We start from the raw sequence: 20,341 nt of genomic DNA, 5'->3' as shown, positions 1-20,341 counted from the left end.
ATGCCGGAGCTCTTGAGCGGCATCCGCCATCTCCCCGGTTACCTCGACCGAGCGCGTCAGGAGGCATTGGTCGAGGTGATCCGCACCATCGTCGCCGAAGCACCGCTTTATGTGCCCGTCATGCCCGGCACCGGCAAGCCGATGTCCGTGCGCATGACCAATTGCGGACCGCTCGGCTGGGTGACGGACAAAGAGCGCGGCTATCGCTACCAGCCGACACACCCTGCAACCGGCAGACCCTGGCCCGATATGCCGCAGCAATTGCTCGACATCTGGAATGACGTTTCGGGTTATGACAAGCCGCCGGAAGCCTGCCTCGTCAATTTTTACTCCGACGAAGCGCGCATGGGCTTGCATCAGGACAGGGACGAACAGGATCTCAAAGCCCCGGTCGTGTCGATCTCGCTCGGCAACAGCTGCCTCTTTCGCGTCGGCGGCCTCAGCCGCAATGATCGCACTCTATCTTTCAAGCTGTCGACCGGTGATCTGGTCGTGCTGGGCGGCGATGGGAGGCTGTGTTTCCATGGCGTCGACCGCATCCATCCGGCGACGTCGACGCTGCTGAAGAATGGCGGCCGCATCAATCTGACGCTGCGCCGCGTCAATCCCTGAAGACAATCGCCTGCTATAGTTTTCGCAGCGCGACCTGCTCGATCAGGTGATCCTTGCCCTTTTTCAGGATGAGATCGGCGCGGGGACGCGTCGGTAGAATGTTCTGCCGCAGGTTCTTCAGGTTGATGTTTGCCCAAAGATCCTCGGCGATTTCGAGCGCTTCCCCGTCGCTGATCGAGGCATAGCGATGGAAATAGGAATTCGGATCGCGGAAGGCGGTCTCGCGCAGCCGCATGAAGCGCGTGACGTACCAGTTGTGGATTTCGTCTTCGGCGGCATCGATATAGATCGAGAAGTCGAAGAAGTCGGAGACCATCGGCACGATCTTGCCGCCGGCCGGCAGGTCGCGCGATTGCAGCACGTTGATGCCCTCGAAGATCAGGATGTCGGGCCGGTCGACGATCTTGTATTCGTCCGGCAGCACGTCGTAGACGAGGTGCGAATAGCTGGGCGCCTTCACATCCGGCCGCCCGGCCTTGATCGCCGAGAGGAAGCGCAGGATCGCACCCGTGTCGTAACTTTCCGGAAAGCCTTTGCGCTGCATCAGCTTTTCCCGCTGCAGCACGGCGTTCGGATGGAGGAAGCCGTCGGTGGTGACGAGATCGACCTTCGGGCTGGAAGGCCAGCGCCCCAGGAGTTCCTTGAGGATACGGGCGGTGGTCGATTTGCCCACAGCGACCGAGCCGGCGATGCCGATGACGAAGGGCGTCTTCGTCACATCGGACAGGCTGAGGAAGCGGTTGCGTTGTTCGAACAGCATCTGCGAGGATTCGACATGTGCCGAGAGCAGCCGCGACAGCGACAGATAGATGCGCCGGACCTCGTCGAGATCGATGGGATCGCCCATCGAACGCAGCCGTTTGACCTCGTCGCTCGTCAGCGTCAACGGCGTGTCGGCGCGGAATTTCGCCCATTGTTCGGAAGAGAAGAAGTGGTAGGGCGAATAGGATTCCGACTGGAAATGATCCAACGCTTCCGGCACCCCGATAATCTCAGTCGCGATACTCATGAACTCTGCCGGCTGGCCTTTTCCTTGAGGCCGGACTGCGCGGTTCTGCGCTCGAGTTCGGCCATGACATTCTCTAACGGTATTTCAGCAATCTTCAATACGACCAAAAGGTGATAGAGCACATCGGCCGCCTCATAGGTCAGATTGTCGCGGTTGCCGGTCACCGCCGCCATCACGGCTTCGATCGCTTCTTCACCGAGTTTCTTTGCCGCTTTCGGCTGGCCGGCGGCCACGAGCTTGGCTGTCCAGGATTGCTCCGGCGAGGCTTTCGATCGTTCTGCGACGATGCTTTCGAGATCGGAAAGGGAAAATCCGCTCATAGGTCCGCTTTCAAAGTTCAGTCGAGACGCATGTCGATGCCGCACTTCGACATATAGTGCTTCGCCTCGCTGACGGAATAGGTGCCGAAGTGGAAGATTGACGCGGCAAGCACCGCATTGGCATGGCCCTCCTTCACCCCGGCGACGAGATCGTCGAGATCGCCGACACCGCCGGACGCGATGACCGGCACACGCACCGCATCGGCGATCGCCCGCGTCAGTTCAAGATCGTAGCCGACCTTGGTGCCGTCGCGGTCCATCGAGGTGACCAAGAGCTCGCCGGCGCCGCGCGCCACCATCTTCTCCGCGAATTCGACGGCATCTATGCCGGTCGCGTTGCGGCCACCATGGGTATAGATCTCCCAGGCGCTGAGATTGTCGCCGCCGACTGCCTGCGTGCGCCGGCGCTTGGCATCGATCGAAACAACGATGCACTGGTCGCCGAACTTGTCGGCTGCCTCCGTGACGAAGTCGGGATTGCTGACGGCTGCCGAATTGATCGAGACCTTGTCGGCGCCGCACAGCAACAGCTTGCGGATATCTGCGATGGTACGCACCCCGCCGCCGACCGTCAGCGGCATGAAGCATTGGTCGGCCGTGCGCGACACGACATCGAAGATCGTCTCGCGATTGTCCGAGGAAGCGGTGATGTCGAGGAAGCAGAGTTCGTCGGCGCCGGCCGCATCATAGGCCTTCGCGGCTTCGACGGGATCGCCGGCATCGACGAGATTGAGGAAGTTGACGCCCTTGACGACACGGCCGTCCTTGACGTCGAGGCAGGGAATGACACGGGCCTTGAGGGTCATTTACGCAGTCTCCTTTGCCCTGTTGGCCTTGATCAGCGCCAGCGCTTGCCCGGGATCGATGCGGCCGTCATACAGCGCACGGCCTGAAATCGCTCCTTCCAGCTTTCGCGCATCGGGCTCCAGCATACGTCTGATATCATCGAGCGAGGCAAGGCCGCCCGAGGCGATGACGGGAATGGAAACGGCGTCGGCAAGCGCCAGCGTCGAGGTCCAGTTGATGCCGGCCAGGATGCCGTCACGATCGATATCGGTATAGATGATCGCGCTAACGCCGGCGCCCTCGAATTTCCTGGCGAGCTCGATGATACCGAGTTCGGAGGCCTCCGCCCAACCCTCGACGGCCACCTTGCCGCCCTTGGCGTCGATGCCGACGGCGACATGATCAGGAAATTTCCGGCAAGCCTCGATGACCAGCGCCGGATTTCTGACCGCGACGGTGCCGAGAATGACGCGCCGCAGCCCGCGCGACAGCCAGGCCTCGATATGATCGAGCGTGCGAATGCCGCCGCCGAGCTGCACGGGATTGTCAGTTGCCTTCAGGATCGCTTCGACGGCGTCGCCATTTGCCGAATGTCCCGCAAAGGCGCCGTCGAGATCGACCACATGCAGCCATTCGAAACCCTGATCTTCGAAGGATCTCGCCTGGGCGGCCGGATCGATGTTGTAGACTGTCGCCTGCTGCATGTCGCCGAGCTTCAGGCGGACGCATTGGCCGCCTTTCAGGTCGATCGCGGGAAAAAGGATCATGTCGTCTTACGTCCGTAGAGTGATCGGTACCATCAGCGCATTCCACGCATCTACGATATCCGATCGGAAAAAGACAGCGGCAATGGTAGCCGCGCCGAAAAGTAGAAGGAGGAGCAGGGTGACGGCAAAGCCGGCCCGGACCTGACGCCAGAAGCCCAGGCGCCTCTTGATCGATTTCTCGATGTTTCGTACCTGGCGCAACGCATCGCTGTTGACGGCGGTCAGCCGGATCTGCGGCTCCATCGCCTCGACATAGGTTTCGGCATAACTCGAAAGGATCTGCGAGGCGCGGTCGCGCAGCGTATTGCGCAGGTCGGTCGAGAGATAATTGCTGTTGACGGCGGCAAGCTCGGCCTCATCGGGCGAACGGCCGGCATTTCGCTTGCGATGGCTGAGAACGAAATCGCGCTTTTGCCGCTCGTAGAGTGCGTAGGCGAGCAGGCCGATCAGATCGTCCTCACCTTCGATGTAGAATTCCAGTACGGCCTCGGCGATGTCGCTGGCGCTGACCCCGTTTTGCCGCCGGATCGAACCGTCATTTGCGGGGAAAGAATCGTGGATCATCGGTCCAGCCTTTCTTTCAGCGCCTTGGCTGCGTTGGAAAGCGCCTTCCTATGAATGGCTTCGTCGACACGGCGGATGATCGTGCCGCCGGGAAGCTTGATATCGGAAAAGGGGGGCAAGCCTTCCCTGGAGGGCCGCAACGTGTAGAACACCTTGCCTGATTTCCGTGAAGCCGGCATCGAACGCACTCCTGTTCCGCCTTTCCATACAAGGGAAATAAGGCGGCTGTATTAAAAGCCAGCCCTTGGAGCAATTCCAGCAAAAGCGTGTAGCCGTTTGCTTCGGAATTGCGTGAACAATGCTTGACGCGTTCCAGGCTCTACGGGTTCCAGCGCAGAAAATTGGCGATCAGGGCCAGGCCAAGCTTCTGGCTCTTTTCCGGGTGAAACTGTGCTCCGACCATGTTGTCGCGCCCGACGAAAGCGGTCATCGGACCGCCATAGTCGGCCGTCGCAATAACATCCTCGGCGTTTTCGGCGGCAAGATGGTAGGAATGCACGAAATAGGCGTGCAGTCCCTGTGACCCCGTCGGAATTCCTTCGAAGAGCGGATGTTCGCGCTTCAGATCGAGCGTGTTCCAGCCGATCTGCGGGATCTTGAGTGCCGGATCATCCGGCGTCATCTCGATGACGTTACCGGGAATCCAGCCAAAACCGTGCGTCACGGTCTTCTCGAGGCCGCGCGAGGACATGAGCTGCATGCCGACGCAGATGCCGAGGAACGGCCGCGCCTTTTTCTCGACAGCTTCGATCAGCACCTCGGCCATGTCAGGCACGGCATCGAGGCCGCGCCGGCAGTCGGCATAGGCGCCGACACCAGGAAGCACGATACGATCGGCCGCGGCAACATCCTCCGCCCTGTCGGTGAGATCGATATGGGCATCCATGCCGGCTTCGTGGGCGGCACGCTCGAAAGCCTTTGTCGCCGAGCGCAGGTTACCGGAGCCATAGTCGATAATCGCGACGCGCATCGTCAGCGTCCTCCATCAAAACCAAAGAGACCAAGCGATGTTGCATGGCCGTGGGGGCTGTTCGGACGGGCCTTGTTCTGCCAGTCCGGTGCTGCGGCGGCGTCACTAGCTGCGATAGCCGCCCTGTCCGAAAAATAGACCTGCTCGGCAATCCCGATCGTATCGGCTGCAATGAATGCGTCTTCGTTCCAGCCCTTGGCAGCAAGGTTGCGGACACGGAAATTCTGGCCCTCGAGACCGACCAGCATATTCACGCCCAGCAGGATTGCCGCTCCCGCTGGCCCGAGGCCGGGTTCATCCATCAGCGCACCACCAATCCCCTGCAGCAGAAAGGCCGCGGCCGCATGCAGCCAAAGCCGATGCGCCAGCAACCAAACCCATGGAAACAGGAAGCCGAGCAGCGTGAAGCCGTCACGGATGGTTCTCGTCTCATCGGCCGCGGCGCTCGTGCTGCCGGGCGGTGTCAGGAAGATATAGCTGGATGTCATTGCCGCTGCTCCCTCGAAGGGCTCAGACGAGCGTGCCTTTGGTCGAGGGAACACGGCCTGCCTGTCTCGGATCGATCTCTGTCGCCGTGCGCAACGCGCGGGCAACGGCCTTGAAGCATGTCTCGGCAATATGGTGATTGTTGGCGCCATAATGGTTGAGAATATGCAAGGTGATGCCGGCATTCTGGGCGAGTGCGTGGAAGAATTCGCGAACGAGCTCGGTGTCGAAAGTGCCGATCTTCGGCGCGCTGAAGGCGACATTCCAGACGAGGAACGGCCGGCCGGAAAGATCGACCGCAGCCTTGGTCATCGTCTCGTCCATGGCGAGATCGATCGACGCATAGCGGGTGATGCCCCGCCGGTCGCCAAGCGCCTTGGATATCGCTTGGCCGATGGCGATGCCGGTATCTTCGACCGTATGATGATCGTCGATATGCAGGTCGCCCTTGGCATCGATCTCCATGTCGATGAGGGAATGTCTCGAAAGCTGGTCGAGCATATGGTCGAAGAAGCCGACGCCCGTAGAAATCGTCGATTTGCCGGTGCCGTCGAGATTGACGGAAATGGAAATCGAGGTTTCGTTGGTCTTGCGGGAAACGCTGCCCGTGCGGCTTGCTGCGGTCTCGGCCATATGGCCCTCCATCGGGAATAAGGCCGTTCCTTATCAGGCGCGTCGGGAAATATCCAGAAGCCGGGCAAGAGAAAAGCCGGCCCATTTGCAATCGGCGCCAGTCCACTTACATAGGGCTCAACAGGGCCGGCATGCGGCCCGGCAGACAGGTGTTTTATGACAACAATCATTACAGTTCGAAAAGGCGGTAAGGTGGTGATGGCGGGCGATGGCCAGGTGAGCCTCGGCCAGACCGTCATGAAGGGCAATGCCCGCAAGGTGCGCCGCATCGGCAAGGGCGAAGTCGTCGCCGGTTTCGCCGGCGCCACCGCCGATGCCTTTACCCTGCTCGAACGGCTTGAAAAGAAGCTTGAGCAATATCCCGGTCAATTGATGCGCGCCGCCGTCGAACTCGCCAAGGACTGGCGCACCGACAAATACCTGCGTAATCTCGAAGCCATGATGCTCGTCGCCGACAAGTCGATTACGCTGGCGATCACCGGCAACGGCGACGTCCTGGAGCCTGAACACGGCACGACGGCGATCGGTTCGGGCGGCAATTTTGCCCTCGCTGCCGCCCTCGCGCTCATGGATACCGACAAATCGGCTGAAGAGATCGCTCGCCGCGCCCTCGATATCGCCGCCGATATCTGCGTCTACACGAACCACAATATCGTGCTGGAATCGCTGGATGTCGAAGGCTGAACCCTAGGCTTTGAGACCGCTAGGCCTAACCAAGGCAGGCTTTCAGGGACTTGGCGAAACAACGAATAATTACGGCCGGGCGCTGCTGATGGCCCTGGGCCGCCAGGAGAATGACACGCAATGACGACTTTTTCCCCCCGCGAGATCGTTTCTGAGCTCGATCGCTATATCATCGGCCAGCATGATGCCAAACGCGCCGTCGCGATCGCGCTACGCAACCGCTGGCGCCGCCAGCAGCTCGATCCGAGCCTGCGCGACGAAGTCATGCCGAAGAACATCCTGATGATCGGCCCGACCGGTGTCGGCAAGACGGAAATCTCCCGCCGCCTGGCAAAACTCGCCGGCGCGCCCTTCATCAAGGTGGAAGCCACCAAGTTCACCGAAGTCGGCTATGTCGGCCGCGATGTCGAGCAGATCATCCGCGACCTCGTCGAGGTCGGCATCGGCCTGGTGCGCGAGAAGAAGCGGGCCGAAGTGCAAGCCAAGGCGCATGTGAGCGCCGAGGAGCGTGTTCTTGATGCGCTGGTCGGCACGACAGCATCGCCTGCCACACGCGAGAACTTCCGCAAGAAGCTGAGGGACGGCGAGCTTGACGACAAGGAAATCGATATCGAGGTAGCCGATGCCGGTTCCGGCATGGGCGGCTTCGAAATTCCCGGCATGCCGGGTGCCAATATCGGCGTGCTGAACCTGTCGGAAATGTTCGGCAAGGCGATGGGCGGCCGCACCAAGAAGGTTCGCACGACAGTCAAGGCTTCATATAGTGACCTGATCCGCGACGAATCCGACAAGCTGATCGACAATGAGGTGATCCAGCGCGAAGCCGTTCGCTCCACCGAGAATGACGGTATCGTCTTCCTTGACGAAATCGACAAGATCGCCGCCCGTGACGGCGGCATGGGCGCCGGCGTTTCGCGCGAAGGCGTGCAGCGCGACCTCTTGCCGCTCGTCGAAGGCACGACGGTCTCGACCAAATACGGGCCTGTGAAGACCGACCATATCCTGTTCATCGCCTCCGGCGCCTTCCATGTCTCCAAGCCTTCGGATCTGCTGCCGGAATTGCAGGGCCGCCTGCCGATCCGTGTCGAATTGCGTCCGCTGAACAAGGATGATTTCCGCCGGATCCTGACCGAGACGGAAGCAAGCCTCATCCGCCAGTACCGCGCGCTGATGGAAACCGAGAGCCTGAGCCTCGAATTCACCGACGACGCAATCGACGCGCTTGCCGATGTCGCCGTGCATCTGAACTCCTCCGTCGAGAATATCGGCGCACGCCGTCTGCAGACGGTGATGGAGCGGGTGCTGGACGATATTTCCTACAACGCGCCGGATCGGGGCGGGACGGCCGTGACGATCGATGCCGCTTATGTGCGCGAACATGTCGGCGATCTCGCACAGAATACCGATCTCTCGCGCTTCATTCTGTGATATCGGCGCACCGCTTCATGTCTTTCCCGGCATGAATGACGGATTGTGACGAACGCGACTCTCGACAACGGGCCTTTTACTTTCTAGTGAAGGCCCGTTTTGTTTCCGCTCGGCTTTATTCGGCCAAGATTCTGGTCCAGGCAGCCGCATCACAAACAGGACGATGGAATGGACGGGATAACGGATCGTGCGACGCCTTTTGACAAGCCTTATGATTGCCGTTGCCCTCGTGAATTCGGCGCCTGCCTTCGCCATGCAGACGGTGCCGGCCGGCAATCGTCATGCCGAGCAGCCCGATATTCCGGGCGCTTCCATTAGGCGCACCAAGGGCACCAAGAGCAGCTTCGATCTGAAATACGAAAAGGTCCATGAGCTTCTAGCGACCGATCGCGAGTTGATGGGCAAGATCCGCAAGGTCTCCAGCGCTTACGGCATCAATCCCATCCACGTCGTCGGCGCGATTGTCGGCGAACATACCTATAATGTCGATGCCTACGACCGACTGCAGGCCTATTATGTCAAGGCCGCTTCCTATGCCGGGGAAAGCTTCCGCTTCGCCTATGACGGCGAAAACGTCGACGATTTCGTGGCGCGGCCGCAATTTGCCGAATGCAAGGGCAAGAGTGATTCCTACACGCTCTGGTCCTGCCGCGAAGATGTCTGGGAAACCGATTTCCGCGGCAAGACGGTGGGTGGTACGAGCTTCCCCAACAACCGTTTCAGCGCAGTCTTCTTCCAGCCCTTCTATGCCGGCCAGACCTTCGGCCTCGGCCAGGTCAATCCGCTGACGGCGCTGATGCTCTCCGATCTCGTCACCCGCGTGTCCGGCTATCCGAAGCTGAACGAGAAGAATGCCGGCGCCGTCTACAGGGCCATCATGGATCCCGATATCTCGCTCGCCTTCGTCGCGGCCTCGATCCGCAGGTCGATCGACGATTACAAGGAGATCGCCGGCATGGATATCTCGGGCAATCCCGGCCTGACGGCAACGCTTTATAATGTCGGCAATTCGCGCCAGCGCGCCGCAGCCCTTGCTGCGAAGAACCGCGGCGCCGGTACGACGGTCTGGCCGGAAGAGAATTATTACGGCTGGCTGATCAACGACAAGCTGGACGAACTCAAGGGCCTGCTCTAGCTTCAAGCTTGCCGGGAAGGCCTAGATCTTCCCCGAAAGGCTTTTACGATGGACATGCGTCCGGACCCCTTCGTCCCGCCAGCACCGCTGCCGCGTACCGTGCCGCCGAGCCGGCTGGAAATCATTCGCATCATCCTGCGCAATCCGCTCGAACTCTGGGGCGAGCCGTCCTACACGCTGCCCTGGATCCGCACCAATTTCTTCGGCCAGAGGACGCTGATCGTCAATGATCCCGGCCTGATCAAGCACGTGCTGGTCGACAATGCAAATAATTACCGCATGTCGGATGTGCGCCAGCTCGTCCTGCGTCCGATCCTCCGCGACGGCCTTCTGACCGCCGAAGGTCCTGTCTGGAAGAGATCGCGCAAGGCGGTGGCGCCGGTTTTCACGCCCCGCCATGCCCAAGGCTTCGCCGGGCAGATGCTGCGCCAGTCCGAAGACTATGTCTGCAAATATGAGAGCGCAGGCGAGGCAGGCGCAATTTTCGATATCAGCACCGATATGACCGAGCTGACCTTCGCGATTCTCGCTGACACATTGTTCTCCGGCGAAATCGTCACCTCGAGCGGCCATTTCGCCGACGATGTCAATGAACTCCTGCATCGCATGGGCCGCGTCGATCCGATGGATCTGATGCGCGCCCCGTCCTGGGTTCCACGTGTGACACGCATCGGCGGTCAGAAAGTGCTGGAGAAATTCCGCGCCATCGTGCGCAATACCATGGATATGCGGCTCGCAAAGATGAAGGCGAATCGCAGCAGCGCGCCTCAGGATTTCCTGACCCTGCTCCTGGAGCAGGCCGGCCCTGAGGGACTGACCAAGGAAGAAATCGAAGACAATATTCTGACCTTCATCGGCGCGGGGCATGAGACCACAGCCCGGGCATTGGCCTGGACGCTGTATTGCGTATGCAACAGCCCGCATATCCGCGAGGCGATGGAAGAAGAAATCGACGCGGTGCTCGCCACCGGGGCCGAACCTGTGGAATGGCTGGATATGATGCCGCAGACACGCGCCGCCTTCGAGGAGGCTTTGCGCCTCTATCCGCCGGCGCCATCGATCAATCGCGCCGCCATATCGGATGATTCCTGGACAAGCACTAAGGGCGAGCGGGTCGCGATCGAAGCCGGCGTCACGGTGCTGATCATGCCCTGGACGCTGCACCGCCACGAACTTCACTGGGACAGGCCGCGTGCCTACATGCCCGAACGCTTCCTGCCGGAAAATCGCGGCTCTATCGGCCGCTTCCAGTTCCTGCCTTTCGGCGCCGGTCCGCGTGTCTGCATCGGTGCAACCTTTGCGCTTCAGGAGGCGGTAATTGCCCTTGCCGTCCTGATGCACCGCTATCGTTTCGATTCCACCGATCAGACCAATCCCTGGCCGGTGCAGAAGCTGACGACGCAGCCGCAAAACGGGCTGCCGATGCGCGTGACGCCGCGCATAATTTCCACGAAAGCATAAATCTTTCGAATTATTGCAGAATTGACTGTGAATGAAAGCCGGGCAAAGTGGCAGCATTCAAAGTCGTTGCCAGGGAGAATGCCGCATGAGCCGCGTTGATAAGAACGGTCTTGCCATCGAAACCGTCCTTAATGATTTCCTCGTCAAGGAGGTGCTGCCGGGTCTGGCGGTCGATGCGGACAAGTTCTTCGCGGACTTTTCGGCGATCATCCACGATCTCGCCCCGAAGAATCGTGGGCTGCTGGCAAAACGCGATGAGCTGCAGGTCAAGATCGACGACTGGTATCGCCGACATGGCGCCCCGGCGGATATGGACGAATACCAGTCCTTCCTCCGTGAAATCGGCTATCTCCTGCCTGAGGGATCGGACTTCCAGGTTTCGACCGAAAATGTCGACCCGGAGATCGCCTCGATCGCCGGCCCGCAGCTCGTCGTTCCCGTCATGAACGCCCGTTATGCCTTGAACGCCGCAAATGCCCGCTGGGGTTCGCTTTATGATGCGCTCTACGGCACGGACGCCATTCCCGAGAGCGACGGCGCCGAGAAGGGCAAGGGCTACAATCCGAAGCGCGGCGAGAAGGTCATCGCCTGGGTGCGCGATTTCCTCGATACGTCAGCGCCGCTGCAGGACTGCCGCTGGAAGGACGTCGGAAGCTTCGCCGTCAAGGATGGAGTGCTGGTCGTCAGATCGATCGATGGCGAGCAGGCAATGCTGACGGACGTCGGTCATTTTGCCGGCTATCGCGGTGCCGCCGCCGCCCCCACGCATATTCTCCTGAAGAACAACGGTATTCACATCGAAATCGTCATCGATGCGGCGACGACGATCGGAAAAGCCGATCCGGCTGATATTTCCGATGTCTGGCTGGAATCGGCAATCACGACCATCATGGACTGCGAGGATTCGATTGCCGCCGTCGATGCCGAGGACAAGGTCACTGTCTATCGCAACTGGCTCGGCCTGATGAAGGGCGACCTGCAGGAAGAGGTGGCAAAGGGCGGAACGAGCTTCATTCGCAAGCTCAACCCGGATCTGCAATATGCCGGTCCGGACGGTAGCTCCTTCGAGCTGCATCGCCGCTCGCTGATGCTGGTGCGCAATGTCGGCCACCTCATGACCAATCCGGCGATCCTCGACCGCGACGGCAACGAGGTGCCCGAGGGCATCATGGATGCTGCGATCACCAGCCTGATCGCGCTTTATGATATCGGCCCCTCCGGCCGGCGGAAGAATTCCCGCACGGGCTCCATGTATGTGGTCAAGCCGAAGATGCATGGGCCGGAAGAGGTCGCCTTCGCCGTCGAGATCTTCTCGCGGGTCGAAGATGCGCTTGGCCTACCGCGCAATACCATCAAGATGGGCATCATGGATGAGGAGCGCCGCACGACCGTCAACCTCAAGGAATGCATCCGTGCCGCTCGCGAGCGCGTCGTCTTCATCAATACAGGCTTCCTCGATCGCACCGGCGACGAGATCCACACTTCGATGGAAGCCGGCCCGATGATTCGCAAGGGCGACATGCGCCAGGCGACCTGGATTTCCGCCTATGAGAACTGGAACGTCGACATCGGCCTCGAATGCGGCCTTGCCGGCCACGCCCAGATCGGCAAGGGCATGTGGGCGATGCCGGATCTGATGGCGGCGATGCTCGAACAGAAGATCGCCCACCCGAAGGCCGGCGCCAACACCGCCTGGGTGCCGTCGCCGACGGCGGCGACCTTGCATGCCACCCATTACCACCGGGTCAATGTCTCCCGTGTTCAGCTGGGGCTGAAGGATCGCGCCCGCGCCAAGCTTTCCGATATTCTCTCCGTGCCGGTCGCGGTGCGGCCGAACTGGACGCCGGAGGAAATCCAGCGCGAACTCGACAACAATGCTCAGGGCATCCTCGGTTACGTCGTGCGCTGGGTCGATCAGGGCGTCGGCTGCTCGAAAGTGCCCGACATCAACAATGTCGGTCTGATGGAGGATCGCGCGACGTTGCGCATCTCGGCCCAGCATATGGCGAACTGGTTGCATCACAAGGTCGTCACCGAAGCTCAGATCGTCGAGACGATGAAACGCATGGCCGCCGTCGTCGACCGGCAGAACGAATCGGATCCGGCCTACCGGCCGATGGCCGGCAATTTCGACGATTCGATCGCCTTCCAGGCCGCCCTCGATCTCGTCCTGAAGGGCAGGGAGCAGCCGAACGGCTACACCGAGCCGGTGCTTCACCGCCGCCGCCTCGAACTCAAGGCGATGCAGACTGCCTGACGGAGAATACGAAAAGGCCGCCGGAACGATAGTTCGGCGGCCTTTTTTATACCGAATTCGATAATTAGCTTACTGAATGACGACGACCTTGGACGTGCCCTTGCCCGGGCGGACGCGGCTGTACAGATCGATGACATCCTGGTTCATCAGGCGAATGCAGCCCGAGGAAGCGGCGGTGCCGATCGAAGCCCATTCCGGCGTGCCGTGCAGGCGGAAGAGCGTGTCCTTGCCGTCCTCGTTGAAGAGATACATGGCGCGTGCGCCGAGCGGATTGCTGAGGCCCGGGCCCATGCCGTCTTCGACGTACTTGGCGAGATCAGGCCGGCGGACGGCCATTTCCTTCGGCGGGTGCCAGTTCGGCCATTCCTGCTTCCAGGCGACGTAGGCGGTGCCGGCCCATGCGAAGCCCTGCTTGCCGACGCCGATGCCGTAGCGCATGGCCTTGCCGTTGGCCAGGATGTAGTAGAGGAAGCGCTCGCGCGTGTTGACGATGATCGTTCCGGGACGCTCTGTGGTCTGGTAGCTGACGACCTGGCGGCGGAACTGCGGCTTGACGCGGCTGATCGGGATCGCCGGCAGCGAGTATCCGGCATCCTTCGTCACGCCGTAGGCGTCATCGAAGATCTGGGCCGTCTGTACCGTCGGGCCCGCGCCCTTATCGTCGACGGACGCGCTGTCTGAGGTCGTCGAGCAACCGGCCAGAGCGAGCGTCGTCAGCAGGCCAAATACAGGGAATGCATTGCGGATGCGCATGGAAGACTCTTGAAGTTTTGGGGCAAGGAGAACGGTCTCTCGACCATCGTTGATTATGGTTTATTTTCGATTAACTTGCGCTTTGCAAGGCTACTGCAGCGCGACAAATCCGTCTGCCGCGCAAATTAGAAGCGCATGGTTTTTTTGCAACAACACGCCAGCCCCTGCGGTGGTTATCCATGACGATTTTGAGCGTTTACAATAACAATCCGTTAATCGATGGCCGGCAATCGGACAGGGCCATGATGGTGCGGCGGGGAGCGCAGATATTGCTGCATGAAATGCGCCACGCCGTGCTGCCCGAACTGCCTTTGGCAAGCGGCCGCCGGGCCGATCTGATCACGCTTTCGGACAAGGGCGAGGTCTGGATCATCGAAATCAAGACATCGATCGAGGATTTCAGGGTGGATCGCAAATGGCCGGAATACAGGCTGCATTGCGACCGCTTGTTCTTTGCGACTCATAAGGATGTGCCGCTGGAGATCTTTCCCGAAGAATGCGGACTGTTCCTGTCGGATGGTTACGGCGCCCATATGATTCGCGAGGCGCCGGAACACCGCATGGCGCCCGCCACGCGCAAATCCGTCACGCTCAACTTCTCGCGTGCCGCCGCACAAAGGCTGATGATGGCCGAATGGGCGAACGGAAAACCGTTCACTGTGGACGACGTCTAATTATAAGCGCGAGGTGTTCGTCTATTTCGGCGCGCGTTTGGCAAGGATACGCTGCAGCGTCCGCCGGTGCATGTTGAGCCGGCGCGCCGTTTCGGAAACATTGCGCTCGCACATTTCATAGACCCGCTGGATGTGTTCCCAGCGCACCCGGTCGGCCGACATTGGATTTTCGGGAAGCTCGGCCTTTTCGCCCGGCCGCTGCGTCAGCGCCGAAAACACGTCGTCGGCATCCGCAGGCTTTGCCAGATAATCGACAGCGCCGAGCTTCACGGCCGTCACCGCCGTTGCGATATTGCCATAGCCGGTCAGCACGATGATCCTGGTGTCGTCGCGTCGCTGGCGGATCGCCTCGATGACGTCGAGCCCATTGCCGTCGCCGAGCCGAAGGTCGACCACCGCATATTTCGGCGGCCGGCCTTTCGATTTCGCAACGCCCTCCGCCACTGATTCGGCCGTCTCCACCTGGAATCCGCGTATCTCCATCGCCCGCGCCAGGCGGCGCAGGAACGGCCCGTCGTCGTCGACGATCAGCAGGCTGGCGTCGGGACCGATATGGTCCTCCGACGCGGCGAAATTGTCATGATTCTGTTCTGTCATCGTCTCGGTCCCGACGGTTGAACGTCCGATCTGGGTCAACCGCTTATATCCTGTTTATGCCGACAAAGTTATTTTGTCGAATTTGCGTCGATCAGCATGCGCGGCCATTCGATCCGGATACGCGCGCCCGCACTTTCCGGATCGCGGTTCTCGAAAACCAGCGATGCGCCGGAGCGCTCCAGCAGCGTCTTGGCAATGAAAAGCCCGAGCCCGAGGCCACCCGCCGTATCCTCTTTCTGTCGCTTCGTCACATAGGGTTCGCCGATCCGCGTCAGAATATCAGGCGCATAACCGTTACCGTCGTCCTCGATAACGATCAGCACTTTGTCGTGATCGTGCTCGACAGTGACGGTCACTTTCTCCCGCGCATAATCGACGGCATTTTCGATCAGGTTGCCGAGCCCGTACATGATGCCGGCATTGCGGTCGGTGACAGGCTCACCCTTGCGCGGGCTCTTTTCGATGAGCTCGAGAGCGATGCCGAATTCCCGGTGCGGGGCGACGATCTCCTCGATCATCGAGGAAAGCGGCAGCCGGCGCATATGTGCCTCGCCTTCGGAGGAAAGCGTCGTCAGCCGCCGCAGGATATCGCGACAGCGTTCGCTCTGGCTGCGCAGCAGCATCACGTCCTCGCGGAAACGGTCGTCGTCCTTGAGTTCGCGCTCCATTTCCTTGGCGACGACGCTGATCGTCGCCAGCGGCGTGCCGAGTTCATGGGCGGCCGCCGCCGCCAGCCCGTCAAGCTGCGACAGATGCTTTTCCCGTTGCAGCACGAGTTCGGTCGCAGCCAGCGCATCGGCAAGCTGGCTCGCTTCCATCGAGACCCGATAGGCATAGAAAGCGGCGAATGCCATGGTTGAGGCGATCGAGCACCAGACACCGAACTGCATGACGTTGTGCACGTTGATCTCGACGCCGTCGAACCAGGGCAGCGGAAAGGGCGAAAAGGCAAGCACCGTGATGCAGACCATCGCAACGCCGATCAGCGCGGTGCTGTAGCGAATCGGCTGCGAGGCAAAGGAGATGATGACCGGCACGCAGACGAGCGCTGCGAAGGGATTGGCAAGGCCGCCGGTGATGAAGAGCAGCGCGCAGAGCTGCAAAAGGTCGAAGCCGAGCAGGGCGAAGGCGGCCGGCGGTTCCAGCCGATGGGTCGGCGGATAACGGATCGTCAGGTAGAAATTCACCCAGGCAAGGGCGGCGATCAGCGAAGAACTGGCAACCAGCGGTAAGGGAAATTTCAGCCAGAAGGCAACGATGAAAACCGTCAGCGCCTGTCCGCCGAAGGCAAGCCAGCGCAGCCGCACCAGCGTCTGCAGGCGCAGCCTGCGGCTGTTATGCCGGTCTTCCAGCGTATAGCCTTCCGTCTTGTCGATCATGCCAGGCTTGTCGATCATGTGCCGAGGGCTCCTTGAATGGCCTCATGTACCACGCGGTTTTGCCCGTGTCGTCGGCAACGCATCCTCCGGCCGCTCCGGCCAGGGATGCCGGGGATAGCGCCCGCGCATATCGGCACGCACATCCTTCCAAGAGCCGGCCCAGAAGCCCGGCAGGTCGCGTGTCGTCTGGATCGGCCGGTGCGCCGGCGAGGTGAGCTCGAGCAGCAGCGGCAGGCGGCCACCGGCAATGGCCGGATGCTGCTTCAGTCCAAACAGCTCCTGCACGCGGATCGTCAGAACCGGTTCCTCGCCCTCATATTGGATCGGATGTCTTTGGCCGGTCGGCGCCTCGAAATGCGTCGGTGCAAGCCGGCTAAGGTCGCGTTGCAATTCGTGTGGTACCAGCGACATCAGTCCGGTCGAAAGCCCGGCGGCGGAAATCTCCGAAAGGCCGCGGGCCTCCGTCTGGAAGGGTGCGAACCAGTCGTCGAGCCGGGAAAGCAGGGCATCATCGCTGACATCGGGCCAAGGCTCGCCGATCGTCCGATGAAGGAATCCGATCCGCTCGCGCAATTGCACGGCCTCCTTGGAGAAGGCAAGCTGATCGAGCCCCAGTTCGCGCACCCCCTCTACCAGCGCCTGCGTGACCGCTGCCCCGGACGGGCGCGGCAAGGGCGTCTCTTCGAAGACGATGGCGCCAAGTCGGGTTGCCCGCCGCGCCCGGATTTGCCGACTCTGGCGGTCGAAGAATATCTGGTCGCCGGTTTTGATCTCCCCGGGTAACTCGGCTTCGATGTCGCCGCGTGTCACCTCGGCTGCCGCCAGAACCCGCGCCTGCGCCGCCCGTCCGGTCAGGTCGGCAATCACCAGCATCTGGCTGCCGGCCAGCCTCTCGGTTTCCGGCAGCTCCGCTCCGCGCCCGTTCGCCATCACGAACCGGCCGCGCCCGCCGCGCTGAAGCGCGATTCGATCCGGGAACGCATGCAGCAGCAACTGGCCGGCAAGCGCCGGCGCCGTTGAGGCAACCCTGTCGAGGCCGCTCGCCAGCCGTCCAGCCAGCCGCCGCGAGGCCTCTGCTCTTTCGCTCCGTTCGGCCTTGAAGCGTCGCAGCCGCTCCTCGATATCGACACACGTTCCGCCGAGCCCCTGTTCGGTGAGAAGCACGGCGATCATCGCCGCATCCCGGGCGTGTCCCGCTTCTCCCGCCGAGACGACCATGGCGGCAAGCCGCGGCGGCAAAGCGAGATCGCGCATCACCTTGCCGCGCGCCGTCAGCGCTCCGTCCTTGTTTAGGGCGCCGAGTTGGCCAAGCAGCGCGCGCGCTTCCCTCAGCGTCGTTTCCGGCGGCTGATCGACGAAGGCAAGGGATGCCGGATCTTGAACGCCCCAATGTGCGAGGTCGAGCACCAGCCCCGAGAGATCGCTGGAAAGGATCTGTGGCGGGGCGAAGGCAGGCAATGCCGCCGTCTGTCCCTGGTGCCACAGCCTGACGGCGATGCCCGGTTCCGTTCGCCCGGCACGGCCGGCCCGCTGATCGGCGGAAGCCCGCGACACGCGCACCGTTTCCAGCCGCGTGATACCGGTCGACGCCTCGAACACCGGAAGACGCTGCAGCCCGCTGTCGATCACGATCCTGACGCCGTCGATGGTGATCGACGTTTCGGCGATCGATGTCGCAAGCACGATCTTGCGCGTCCCTTTGGATGCCGGTCGGATCGCCGCATCCTGCTCCTTCTGGCTGAGATTGCCGTAAAGCGGCGCAATCAGCGTTTCGGCTCCGAATCGTCCCTGCAGGCGTTGGACGGTCCGGGTAATTTCCGCCTGACCGGGCAGGAAGGCGAGGATCGAGCCGGGCTCATTGGCATGGGCATCGAGTATCGCCCACGTCACCGCATCCTCGATACGTTCGCCGCCCGGCCGATCCCGGTAACGGATATCGATCGGAAAGCTGCGCCCCAGGCTTTCGATAACAGGCGGATGGTCGAGCAGGGCGGCCACGCGTTCGATGTCGAGGGTCGCCGACATGACGAGGATACGCAGATCGTCGCGTAGAGCCGACTGGACGTCGAGCGCCAGAGCGAGTCCGAAGTCTGCGTCCAGCGAACGCTCGTGGAACTCGTCGAAGATCACCACCGAGACACCGGTCAGTTCCGGATCGTCGAGGATCATCCGGGCAAAAACCCCTTCGGTCACCACCTCGATTCGTGTCGCTGCCGATATCCTGTTGTCGAGGCGCATGCGGTAGCCGACCGTCTCGCCGACCTGTTCGCCGATGAGCGATGCCATCCGGCTTGCCGCTGCCCGCGCCGCCAGCCGCCGTGGCTCCAGCAGGATGATCTTGCCGTCGCCGCGCCATGCCTGGCCAAGCAGGTAAAGCGGCACCAGCGTCGTCTTGCCGGCGCCGGGCGGGGCGGAAAGAACGGCGCGTTTTTGCTTTTCCAGCGCAGCAGCGACGGCCGGCAGGACATGTGAAACCGGAAGTTCCGGCAAGGATGCACTGATTGTCACTTTCGGCCCATCACTGTCTCATAGGCAAGAATGGCGCCGGCGAGATCCTCCAACGCCGCACCCACCGACTTGAACAGCGTGATTTCTGCGTCATGGCTTCGTCCGCCATGGGCGCCGCTGACGAGTTCCGCAAGCTCAGCCCTGATGTCACCTTCCTTCAGCACGCCGCTTTTCAGCGGCTGAACGATATCGCCCGCCTCGCTGATGGCGCCGGCGCGGGTATCGACATAGACCGAAGCACGACGGATGGCCTCGTCGTCGCTTTCGCGCATGCTCGGCTTGAAGGCGCCGACGAGATCGAGATGCGCGCCGGGCTTCAGCCATTCACCTGATATCAGCGGCGCGCTGGAAAGCGTGGCGCAGGAAATGATATCGGCTGTCCGCGCTGCGATTTCAGCATCCGCGACCGCCTCGGCATTCAGTCCGAGCGCCCGGGCTTCGGCTGCGATCTTTTCCGCCGCTTGCCCGTTGCGGCCCCAGACCCGGTACCTCTTGATCGGCCGGGTCGTGCCATGGGCCAGCATCAGATTGAGCGACAGCCGACCGGTTCCGCAGACGAGCAACTCTTCCGCGTCGGGGCGGGCGAGATGACGGGCCGCCAGCGCCGATGCTGCTGCCGTCCGCCGCGCGGTCAACTCGCCGCCGTCGATTGCGGCAAGCATCTCGCCGGTAGCGCCGGAGGAAAGAAGATAGGTTCCGAAGATTGCCGGCAGGCCGCGTCGCACATTGCCTGGAAAGACCGAGACCGTCTTTACCCCGGCATAGCGTCCGGGAACCCAGGCGGGCATCAGGAGCAATGTGGCGCTCTCTTCATCCGGCACCTCCATTCCATGGTGATGGCGCACCGGCATCACGCATTCGCTCTGGAACATGCGGGCGATCGCCTCGATCAGATCCGGCCAGGGTAGGGCCGCGCGCGTCTGTTCTTCATCGAGGACTAGCATTCTTCACTCCGCCGCATCGTTCTTCATCGCCAAACTAGCGAGTGAGGCGTGACATAGGCAAGCACCCTGGAATTCCGCGCCTGGCGCCCCATATAAGTCTTGTCTCCCTCGCCGAAGCCGTTCTTCGGGATTCGGCGAAAACGAATCTCAAAAACCACCCATTCGGGCGGTGAATTTCTTCGTTTTTGGAGATGAACGCCAAAAGCCCTTCATTTTCAACCTGTTACAAAAATGTCAAAAAACTTTTGTTTGGTGTGTTGACTGTCTACAGGGGTTAGTTCTATAAGCCCCCTCACTGAACGAGGGCGGCGGCGCTGCTGGCGACGAAGTCTTTCGTTCTGGTGAAACTCAAGCGGATTGGCGGATGCTGGTTT

At 61.3% G+C, this 20,341-nt stretch carries 21 protein-coding genes and 1 pseudogene; 8 read left to right on the top strand and 14 right to left on the bottom strand.

Annotated elements, in window-relative coordinates; all coding sequences use genetic code 11:
• Positions 1-612 carry an alpha-ketoglutarate-dependent dioxygenase AlkB gene (locus OIU37_RS24685; RefSeq protein WP_264258918.1) on the top strand — a complete coding sequence of 204 codons (612 nt, stop codon included), beginning with the start codon at positions 1-3 and terminating at the stop codon, positions 610-612.
• 13 nt (positions 613-625) lie between these two features.
• On the opposite strand, the gene coaA is transcribed toward OIU37_RS24685, so the two are convergent.
• From coaA to hisB, 9 genes are all read right to left on the bottom strand, one after another.
• Positions 626-1,621, bottom strand: coding sequence for a type I pantothenate kinase (gene coaA / locus OIU37_RS24680; protein WP_182208686.1), 996 nt, complete (start codon positions 1,619-1,621; stop codon positions 626-628).
• On the bottom strand, positions 1,618-1,941 hold the full coding sequence (locus OIU37_RS24675; RefSeq protein WP_182208687.1) for a phosphoribosyl-ATP diphosphatase: 324 nt from the start codon (positions 1,939-1,941) through the stop codon (positions 1,618-1,620). Before OIU37_RS24675 ends, coaA begins: the two co-directional genes overlap by 4 nt.
• 17 nt (positions 1,942-1,958) lie before the next feature.
• A complete protein-coding gene (hisF, locus tag OIU37_RS24670; RefSeq protein WP_017962660.1) occupies positions 1,959-2,747 on the bottom strand; it encodes an imidazole glycerol phosphate synthase subunit HisF in 789 nt (262 codons plus the stop codon).
• The gene (gene hisA, locus OIU37_RS24665) at positions 2,748-3,494 is read right to left on the bottom strand and encodes a 1-(5-phosphoribosyl)-5-[(5-phosphoribosylamino)methylideneamino]imidazole-4-carboxamide isomerase (RefSeq protein ID WP_171604382.1); all 747 of its coding nucleotides are present in this window, start codon (positions 3,492-3,494) and stop codon (positions 2,748-2,750) included. It lies immediately after the preceding gene.
• 6 nt (positions 3,495-3,500) lie between these two features.
• A complete protein-coding gene (locus tag OIU37_RS24660) occupies positions 3,501-4,058 on the bottom strand; it encodes a hypothetical protein (RefSeq protein WP_264258916.1) in 558 nt (185 codons plus the stop codon).
• A complete protein-coding gene (locus OIU37_RS24655) occupies positions 4,055-4,237 on the bottom strand; it encodes a hypothetical protein (protein ID WP_029768237.1) in 183 nt (60 codons plus the stop codon). The genes OIU37_RS24660 and OIU37_RS24655 overlap by 4 nt, the downstream gene beginning before the upstream one ends.
• A gap of 140 nt (positions 4,238-4,377) precedes the next feature.
• The gene (hisH, locus tag OIU37_RS24650) at positions 4,378-5,028 is read right to left on the bottom strand and encodes an imidazole glycerol phosphate synthase subunit HisH (RefSeq protein ID WP_171604380.1); all 651 of its coding nucleotides are present in this window, start codon (positions 5,026-5,028) and stop codon (positions 4,378-4,380) included.
• Between the two features lie 2 nt (positions 5,029-5,030).
• Positions 5,031-5,516, bottom strand: a complete 486-nt coding sequence (locus OIU37_RS24645) for a DUF2628 domain-containing protein (RefSeq protein ID WP_182208688.1) — start codon at positions 5,514-5,516, stop codon at positions 5,031-5,033.
• Between the two features lie 22 nt (positions 5,517-5,538).
• Complete coding sequence (gene hisB, locus OIU37_RS24640; RefSeq protein ID WP_182208689.1) at positions 5,539-6,147, bottom strand: imidazoleglycerol-phosphate dehydratase HisB; 609 nt, start codon at positions 6,145-6,147, stop codon at positions 5,539-5,541.
• Between the two features lie 156 nt (positions 6,148-6,303).
• Here hisB and hslV point away from each other — a divergent pair, with 156 nt between their 5' ends.
• The 6 genes and pseudogenes from hslV to OIU37_RS24610 all read left to right on the top strand — a co-directional run bounded on the left by hslV (position 6,304) and on the right by OIU37_RS24610 (position 13,112).
• The gene (hslV, locus tag OIU37_RS24635) at positions 6,304-6,831 is read left to right on the top strand and encodes an ATP-dependent protease subunit HslV (protein ID WP_264258915.1); all 528 of its coding nucleotides are present in this window, start codon (positions 6,304-6,306) and stop codon (positions 6,829-6,831) included.
• Between the two features lie 28 nt (positions 6,832-6,859).
• Positions 6,860-6,955 (top strand): annotated as a pseudogene (locus OIU37_RS24630) (GNAT family N-acetyltransferase); the annotation flags it as partial.
• Positions 6,952-8,259, top strand: coding sequence for an ATP-dependent protease ATPase subunit HslU (gene hslU, locus OIU37_RS24625; RefSeq protein ID WP_011649875.1), 1,308 nt, complete (start codon positions 6,952-6,954; stop codon positions 8,257-8,259). The pseudogene OIU37_RS24630 and the gene hslU, both read left to right, overlap by 4 nt.
• Positions 8,260-8,446: 187 nt before the next feature.
• The gene (locus OIU37_RS24620) at positions 8,447-9,394 is read left to right on the top strand and encodes a DUF1402 family protein (protein WP_180696651.1); all 948 of its coding nucleotides are present in this window, start codon (positions 8,447-8,449) and stop codon (positions 9,392-9,394) included.
• 48 nt (positions 9,395-9,442) lie between these two features.
• Complete coding sequence (locus OIU37_RS24615; RefSeq protein ID WP_180696652.1) at positions 9,443-10,855, top strand: cytochrome P450; 1,413 nt, start codon at positions 9,443-9,445, stop codon at positions 10,853-10,855.
• A gap of 85 nt (positions 10,856-10,940) precedes the next feature.
• Complete coding sequence (locus tag OIU37_RS24610; RefSeq protein WP_264258914.1) at positions 10,941-13,112, top strand: malate synthase G; 2,172 nt, start codon at positions 10,941-10,943, stop codon at positions 13,110-13,112.
• 69 nt (positions 13,113-13,181) lie between these two features.
• Here OIU37_RS24610 and OIU37_RS24605 read toward each other — a convergent pair whose 3' ends face one another.
• Positions 13,182-13,865, bottom strand: coding sequence for a L,D-transpeptidase (locus tag OIU37_RS24605; RefSeq protein ID WP_129422193.1), 684 nt, complete (start codon positions 13,863-13,865; stop codon positions 13,182-13,184).
• 179 nt (positions 13,866-14,044) lie between these two features.
• Between OIU37_RS24605 and OIU37_RS24600 the strand changes: the two genes are divergently transcribed.
• A complete protein-coding gene (locus OIU37_RS24600) occupies positions 14,045-14,539 on the top strand; it encodes an MmcB family DNA repair protein (RefSeq protein WP_182208691.1) in 495 nt (164 codons plus the stop codon).
• A gap of 21 nt (positions 14,540-14,560) precedes the next feature.
• Here OIU37_RS24600 and OIU37_RS24595 read toward each other — a convergent pair whose 3' ends face one another.
• The 4 genes from OIU37_RS24595 to OIU37_RS24580 form a co-directional block, all read right to left on the bottom strand.
• The gene (locus tag OIU37_RS24595) at positions 14,561-15,136 is read right to left on the bottom strand and encodes an ActR/PrrA/RegA family redox response regulator transcription factor (RefSeq protein ID WP_264258913.1); all 576 of its coding nucleotides are present in this window, start codon (positions 15,134-15,136) and stop codon (positions 14,561-14,563) included.
• Positions 15,137-15,204: 68 nt separating this feature from the next.
• Positions 15,205-16,533: an ActS/PrrB/RegB family redox-sensitive histidine kinase gene (locus tag OIU37_RS24590; protein ID WP_319004759.1), complete on the bottom strand. Its 1,329-nt coding sequence runs from the start codon at positions 16,531-16,533 to the stop codon at positions 15,205-15,207.
• A 24-nt stretch (positions 16,534-16,557) separates the two neighbouring features.
• Positions 16,558-19,023, bottom strand: a complete 2,466-nt coding sequence (gene hrpB / locus OIU37_RS24585; RefSeq protein WP_264258912.1) for an ATP-dependent helicase HrpB — start codon at positions 19,021-19,023, stop codon at positions 16,558-16,560.
• Positions 19,020-19,967 carry an ornithine cyclodeaminase family protein gene (locus OIU37_RS24580; RefSeq protein WP_264258911.1) on the bottom strand — a complete coding sequence of 316 codons (948 nt, stop codon included), beginning with the start codon at positions 19,965-19,967 and terminating at the stop codon, positions 19,020-19,022. The genes hrpB and OIU37_RS24580 overlap by 4 nt, the downstream gene beginning before the upstream one ends.
• Positions 19,968-20,341: the final 374 nt, after the last annotated feature.

It is taken from the genome of Rhizobium sp. BT-226 (assembly GCF_025847085.2).
Classification (GTDB): domain Bacteria; phylum Pseudomonadota; class Alphaproteobacteria; order Rhizobiales; family Rhizobiaceae; genus Rhizobium; species Rhizobium sophorae.
Note: the sequence above shows the minus strand (reverse complement) of the source record. Positions and strands in the feature narration are given on the sequence as shown.